Origin of the sequence: Azospirillum sp. (genome assembly GCF_035627195.1) — a bacterium.
Classification (GTDB): domain Bacteria; phylum Pseudomonadota; class Alphaproteobacteria; order Azospirillales; family Azospirillaceae; genus Azospirillum.
The window spans coordinates 1-4,804 of sequence record NZ_DASPMG010000226.1; the positions used below are offsets into that span (position 1 = coordinate 1).

Below are 4,804 nucleotides of genomic sequence, written 5' to 3' on the forward strand. Positions count from 1 at the left end.
ATCCTGTTCTACGACATCTCCCCGCTGCTCGCGCACGGCGAGGCCTGGCAGGAGGCGATCCGCCAGCTGGCCGACGCCATCCGCCCGCACGAACCGGACCTGCTGGTGGGCATCGAATCCCGCGGCTTCCTGCTGGCCGCCCCGCTGGCGCTGGCGTTGGGCAAGGGCTTCGTCATGGTGCGCAAGCGCGGCAAGCTGCCCGGCGACAAGGTCGAGCACTCCTACGACCTGGAATACGGCACCGACACCATCGAGGTGCAGGCCGACGCCATCAAGCCGGGGCAGCGCGTGGTGGTGTTGGACGACCTGCTGGCCACCGGCGGCACCATGGCGGCGGCCATCCACCTGCTCAAGAGCGTCGGCGCCGACGTGCGCGCCGCCGCCTTCATGGTCGAGCTGACGTTCCTGCAGGGTGCCGACCGCCTGGACGTCCCCTACACCGCGCTGATGAGCTACGATTCGTAAGGGACGCAGCCCCGCTCACCCCTCGCCCTACCCCTCGCCGACGTGGCGGCGGAGTGCTGCGCGGGCGTGGGCGTCGAGGATGGGCAGGCCGGCGCGGGCCTCCAGGATGAAGGCGCCGGGGTCGGCCAGCGTGCGCAGCGCGAAGCCCACCACCCGCGGCGGCGCCGAATCGCGCCAGGGCGCCGGGGTGTCCTCGTAGATCGGCGAGAAGGTGCAGCCCATCAGCGAGGCGCGCAGCATCAGCGCGTTGTCGGCGGCCGATGTGCCGGACGGGTTGGGCGTGGAGAAGGACATGGTCTCCGCCTCCTCCTCGCTGACCAGCCCGCGGTCGACCAGCACCTCCACCATGGCCGACGACACCAGCACCGGCGATGCCCGGCCGCGCCAGTAGAAGCGCCCGTCGTCCCAGCCGACGTCCAGGCAGCGGAACACCATGTGCGGCTCCGCCCCGCCGACGTTGGCGGCGACCAGGTAATTGACCCGCAGCATCCCGTTCCACGAATCGGTCGGGGCCAGGATGCAGCTGACGCCGTTGCGCGTCAGGCGGATGTAGGTGTCGTTGACGCCCGAGGGCTCGAATTCGAACAGCATCGCGCGGACCTCGCCTGACGGATTCCTGTGCGCCGACACTCCCCCTATCGATCGCTGGACTGAGGTTGAGGTCAGGGTCCCTCCGCGCAACACTCCTCGCGTATAGGGAAGCACGTCCGTCCGGGTAGGCTCGAAGGTCAGCCCCCCGAAGGCCAACCTCGCGAACGTCAGCCCACCAGCTCGGCCGAATCGCCGCACAGGCGGTAGACCCGCCGCCCGCTGGCTTGCAGCGCGGCGAGCAGCGCGCGCACGGCGGGCGCGTCCGCCGCCTCCGGATGGTCCGGGTCGACGTGCACGACGAAGTCGTCGGAGGCACCGTTGGTGGCGACCAGCGCGTGGCAGCGGTCCGGCCGCAGCGCGTCGGGAAAGCGCCGGTCCATCAGCCACAGGCAGCGGAAGCCCCGGCACGACTCCGGCCGCTGCGCGTAGACGCGGCAGCCGGCGTCCGGCGCGCAGTGCGCGCACCACCGCGCGGCCGGCTTGTCCAGTTCGGGCACGCGCATCAGCTTGCAGCACAAGGTGCAGGCGCCGCAGGCGTGCTCCGCGATGTCATCCGCTTGCGTCGTCAATCGTCGTTCTCGTCGAAGACGCCGACCTCGTCGTCATGGCCGCTGCGGCTGGAATGGAACAGCAGCGCCATCAGCCCGATGCCGACCGCGCTGGTCAGCACGATGGCCAGGATCAGCGCGATGATCCCGTGCAGGCTGAGGCCGAACCCGTCATCCCCTTCGAACGCCCACAACGCACCGAAGGCGACGCCGACCAGCAGCGTGCAGGTGCCAGCATAGACGAGGAGCCAGCGCATGGCGCCCTCCGTTTTCCCCCAAAGGCGACAATGTAGAACGCGCGGCCTCCGCGGGCAGTCACGGGGGGCTGTGAAAAACATGGGTCTCGCCGAACGCCGGCACGACAAAGCGCTCCGCCGCGATCCCCCGCCGGTCCAGCGCGGCCGCAAGCGCCCGCACCGGCGCGTCGATGGCCTCCGGCGTCAGGCGGAAGGTGCCGAAGTGCATGGCGACGCTGGTCCGCGCCCCCAGATCCTCGTGCGCCGCCACCGCCTCCTCCGGGTTCATGTGCTGTGGCGCCATGAACCAGCGCGGCTCGTAGGCGCCGATGGGCAGCAGCGCCACGTCGATGCGCGGGAAGCGGGCGCCGATCTCCCTGAAATGCGGGCCGTATCCGGTGTCGCCGGCGAAGTACAGCGTGCCCGCGTCCGACTCCACCACGAAGCCGCCCCACAGCGTGGTGTTGCGCCGGAACGGCGCGCGGGCCGACCAGTGCTGCGCCGGCACGAAGGTGACGCGGCAGCCGCCCGGCCCCGGCACGCTCTGCCACCAGTCCAGCTCGTCCACCCGCGCGAACCCGTCGCCGTTCAGCAGCGGCCCGTTGCCCAGCCCCACCATCGCCCGCGGGCCGAAGCGCCGGGCCAGCGCGGCCAGCGATGGCCGGTCCAGGTGGTCGTAATGCCCGTGGCTGACCAGAACGAGGTTGGGGTCCGGCAGCCGCTCCAGCGGCACGCCCGGCGGACGCGCCCGCTTCGGCCCCAGCCGGCCGAACGGCCCGGCGCGTTCGGAGAACACCGGGTCGGTGAGCAGGCTGAGCCCCGCCGCCTGTACCAAAAAGGTGGCGTGGCCGACGTGGGTGACCGCCAGCGTGCCCGGTTCGGGCGGGGCCGGGACCGGCTGCGGCGGATCCTCCACCCGCTCCGGCCAGGGCTCCCACCCGCGGTGCGACCAGAAGCGCAGCAGGTCGCGCGGGCTCTTGTCGGTCGACTGGTAATGCGGCGGGTTGAAGAACCGCCGCCCATCGCAATGGTCGGACACCGGAAAGCGTGCAGCGCGGGCCATGGCATCCCCAACCGCTCGATCGAGAAAAAGACGAAAAAAGCCCCTCGCCACGAGGGAGAGGGGCTTTCCAAACGTCCCTTGCGGGCCGGATCAGGCGAGCTGGTCCATGCCCTCGATGATGTGGGAAACGATGCCGTATTCCTTGGCCTCGTCCGCCATCATCCAGTAGTTCCGGTCGGTGTCCTTCGCCACCTTCTCGAACGGCTGGCCGGTCTCGCGGGCGATGATCTTGTTCAGGCGCTCACGCATCCGGATGATCTCCTTCGCCTCGATGGCGATGTCGGTCGCCCGGCCACCGGTGCCGCCCAGCGGCTGGTGGATCAGGAAGCGCGTGTTCGGCAGGCAGAAGCGGTTTTCCTTGCTAGCCGCCAGGAAGATGTGGCAGCCCGCCGAGGCCACCCAGCCGGTGCCCAGCATCTTCACGGGCGCCTTCACGAAGCGGATCATGTCGTGGATGGTGTCGCCGGCCTCCACATGGCCGCCGGGCGAGTTGACCACCACGGTGATCGGCTCGTCGCTCTGGTGCGCCAAGGCCAGCAGCTGGGCGGTGACGCCCTGCGCCAGCTTCATGTCGATCTGACCGAAGATCAGGACCGTGCGCGCCTTGAACAGGGCCTGCTGGATCGCGGCGAAGGGAGGTTGGGCTTCTTCCTTCTTCTCGTCCGGCTCTTTGGGTTCTTCGTCGTCGAACCGGGTGTATCCGGCGTGCGCCATCGGTGTGGGTCTCCCTGGTAACGGCATCGTGCGGCGAGCACACGTCGTACCTCCACATAGCCCGTAACCGCCTTGGGTTCAACGCCCCGCACGTCCAGAATCGCGACCAAACCGACATAGGCCGGCGCGGCGCGATGCCGCTGCGTTGACAAAGCGCATCCGCCCACCCGCTAATGCCCACGCCATAGGCAAAGGAAGGAAACCGGCGCATGCACGGGGTTTCGGTCATCATTCCCGCCTACCGGGCGCAGCCGACCATCGGCCGCGCGGTGCGCAGCCTGCTGGCGCAGACCCACGCGCGGTGGGAGGCCGTGGTCGTCAGCGACGACGGCGCCGACTACGCCGCCGTGCTGGCGGCCGAGGGCATCCGCGACCCGCGCCTGCGCTTCGTCTCCACCGGCCGCGTCGGCGGCGGCGCCCCGGCGGCGCGCAACGCCGGCCTGCGCGCCTCCACCCTGCCCCTCATCGCCCCCCTGGACGCCGACGACCGGTACGAGCCCGACCGCCTCGCCACCCTCGCCCCTCTGGCCGCCCAGGCCGGGGCGGCGGCCGACAACGTGGCGGTGGTGCGCGACGAGGACGGCGCGCCGCTCTCCACCCTCTTCGCGCCCGACTCAGCACCCGCCGCGCTGGACGCCGACGGCTTCCTCGCCACCTCCGTGCCGATGTTCTTCGTGGTGCGCCGCGACCTCGTCCCGGAATGGGCGGAGGACGTGAACTTCTGCGACGACGTGGTCTTCAACGTGCAGGTGCTCGACCGCGTGCCCCGTCTGCCCCTGGCCGCCCGCCCGCTGTACGAGTACCGCCAGCGCGAGGGCTCCATCACCTTCGCCGCCGACGCCGGGGAGCGGGCGGAGCGCTGCTACCGCCACGTGCTGGCCCGCCTGGAGGGCGACGGCCTGGGCATCGCCGACCCGTCGCTGCGCACCCGCTTCGCCGCCGCCATCTCCGCCAAGCGCGCGCTCAACGCCGCCTACGAGGCGGCCTTCCGCGCCGGCCGCGTGGCGAATTTCCAGGAATTCATCGCGACCGAAGGTGCCGTCTAGCCCCTCCCTCGCCTCCGGCGGGGGAGGGAGGGGCCCGCCGAAGGCGGGAGGGTGGGGGCAAGTTGTCCGCGAGGATCAGCGTCCCCGCCTGCCACACAGGCCGTTGCCCCCACCCTCCCATGCTGCGCATGGGTCCCTCCC

The 4,804-nt window shown here is 71.0% G+C and carries 7 protein-coding genes; 2 read left to right on the top strand and 5 right to left on the bottom strand.

The window, feature by feature from the left end; genetic code table 11:
• The coding region (locus tag VED21_RS20710; protein WP_324885550.1) for an adenine phosphoribosyltransferase at window positions 1–465 on the top strand (465 nt) is incomplete at its 5' end.
• A gap of 27 nt (window positions 466–492) precedes the next feature.
• Here VED21_RS20710 and VED21_RS20715 read toward each other — a convergent pair.
• The 5 genes from VED21_RS20715 to VED21_RS20735 form a co-directional block, all read right to left on the bottom strand.
• On the bottom strand, window positions 493–1,056 hold the full coding sequence (locus VED21_RS20715) for a hypothetical protein (protein WP_324885552.1): 564 nt from the start codon (window positions 1,054–1,056) through the stop codon (window positions 493–495).
• 167 nt (window positions 1,057–1,223) lie between these two features.
• Entirely contained in the window at window positions 1,224–1,625 is a 402-nt protein-coding gene (locus VED21_RS20720) for a hypothetical protein (protein ID WP_324885554.1), read from the bottom strand.
• Window positions 1,622–1,861 (bottom strand): hypothetical protein, encoded by a 240-nt coding sequence (locus VED21_RS20725; RefSeq protein ID WP_324885556.1) that lies wholly within the window; start codon window positions 1,859–1,861, stop codon window positions 1,622–1,624. The genes VED21_RS20720 and VED21_RS20725 overlap by 4 nt, the downstream gene beginning before the upstream one ends.
• 58 nt (window positions 1,862–1,919) lie before the next feature.
• Window positions 1,920–2,903, bottom strand: a complete 984-nt coding sequence (locus VED21_RS20730; protein ID WP_324885558.1) for an MBL fold metallo-hydrolase — start codon at window positions 2,901–2,903, stop codon at window positions 1,920–1,922.
• Between the two features lie 90 nt (window positions 2,904–2,993).
• On the bottom strand, window positions 2,994–3,617 hold the full coding sequence (locus VED21_RS20735; RefSeq protein ID WP_324885560.1) for an ATP-dependent Clp protease proteolytic subunit: 624 nt from the start codon (window positions 3,615–3,617) through the stop codon (window positions 2,994–2,996).
• A gap of 209 nt (window positions 3,618–3,826) precedes the next feature.
• On the opposite strand from VED21_RS20735, the gene VED21_RS20740 reads away from it, so the two are divergent.
• Window positions 3,827–4,663: a glycosyltransferase family 2 protein gene (locus VED21_RS20740; RefSeq protein ID WP_324885562.1), complete on the top strand. Its 837-nt coding sequence runs from the start codon at window positions 3,827–3,829 to the stop codon at window positions 4,661–4,663.
• The last annotated feature ends 141 nt before the right edge of the window (window positions 4,664–4,804 follow it).

What these genes read in the sequence shown, in the direction of transcription:
- VED21_RS20740 (WP_324885562.1), top strand. Translation starts at nt 3,827, where the DNA reads ATGCACGGGGTTTCGGTCATCATTCCCGCCTACCGGGCGCAGCCGACC.
- VED21_RS20725 (WP_324885556.1), bottom strand. Translation starts at nt 1,861, where the DNA reads ATGCGCTGGCTCCTCGTCTATGCTGGCACCTGCACGCTGCTGGTCGGC.
- VED21_RS20715 (WP_324885552.1), bottom strand. Translation starts at nt 1,056, where the DNA reads ATGCTGTTCGAATTCGAGCCCTCGGGCGTCAACGACACCTACATCCGC.
- VED21_RS20735 (WP_324885560.1), bottom strand. Translation starts at nt 3,617, where the DNA reads ATGGCGCACGCCGGATACACCCGGTTCGACGACGAAGAACCCAAAGAG.
- VED21_RS20730 (WP_324885558.1), bottom strand. Translation starts at nt 2,903, where the DNA reads ATGGCCCGCGCTGCACGCTTTCCGGTGTCCGACCATTGCGATGGGCGG.